At 41.0% G+C, this 363-nt stretch carries 1 protein-coding gene; it reads right to left on the bottom strand.

Annotation, left to right across the window (positions count from 1 at the left end; translation table 11 throughout):
* The coding region (locus tag A3761_RS26575) for a hypothetical protein (protein WP_231881110.1) at positions 1-266 on the bottom strand (266 nt) is incomplete at its 3' end.
* Positions 267-363: the final 97 nt, after the last annotated feature.

Raw genomic sequence — 363 nt, 5'->3', positions numbered from 1 at the left:
AAAACTTCTGCATTTGTGGTTTGCAAAGATGCTGCAACACTCAGGGAGCCTTTTAGTATTGAGGCAACTTCCAACACCCTTTCTTTTTGATTTTTCCCGGTCGAGACCAATATTCGTTTTGGCCACCCATACTCTAACTGAGTATCTGCGATAAGCGCTGCTTTTTCACGATCTTGTTTAAACATTCCAAAGTTTGCATCACTAATTAGAATGTCAGGAACGTCATCCACTCTTTCGGCGATATATGTTAATTCATCCTTTAACATCGTTCGCTGAGCGACTTTAGAGTAGTATTCATTTCCCTCTGTACAGAAGGTACAAGCAAAGGGGCACCCTCTCGTAGTATGAATCATTGGAATAAGA

It is taken from the genome of Oleiphilus sp. HI0123 (assembly GCF_001635315.1).
The sequence above is the reverse complement of the archived record's forward strand: the minus strand, read 5'-3'. Positions and strand labels throughout refer to the sequence as shown.